At 58.9% G+C, this 394-nt stretch carries 1 protein-coding gene; it reads right to left on the bottom strand.

Translation table 11 applies throughout. From position 1 onward, the window contains the following. Nucleotides 1–394: transposase (locus ACT3TP_RS18785; RefSeq protein WP_444621300.1), on the bottom strand; the 394-nt coding region annotated here is incomplete at both ends.

The following is a 394-nucleotide window of genomic DNA, read 5'->3' as shown; positions in this document are numbered from 1 at the left end:
GGGGATGCCTTTCCCATCGGTCATCAGGGAGCGTTTGGTGCCTTGCTTGCCGCGGTCTACTGGGGATTTGCCGGCAGCTTCGCCGCCGCAGGGTGCTTTGACCAAGCAGCCGTCAATGACGAGGTTTTCAAGGTCGAGCCCAACGATGCGGTCGTAAGCTTCCAGGCAGAGCTGTTCCAGGTCGTTGAAAATCCCGGCGGTGATCCATTCGTCGCGGCGGCGACGGATGGTGGTTGCTGAGCAGGTGGTGTCGCTGATTTTTGCGTAGGCCGCTCCAAGGATGAGGACCTGGATGAGTTTGTCGAAGATGATCCGGTCGCTGATTCTTGGTTTGTGGCATCCCCAGGGGTGTGTGACGTTTCGCTCTGGGAGCAGTGCTTCGAATTGGCTCCAG

This window comes from Glutamicibacter sp. AOP38-B1-38, assembly GCF_052377485.1.
Classification (GTDB): domain Bacteria; phylum Actinomycetota; class Actinomycetes; order Actinomycetales; family Micrococcaceae; genus Glutamicibacter.
The sequence above is the reverse complement of the archived record's forward strand: the minus strand, read 5'-3'. Positions and strand labels throughout refer to the sequence as shown.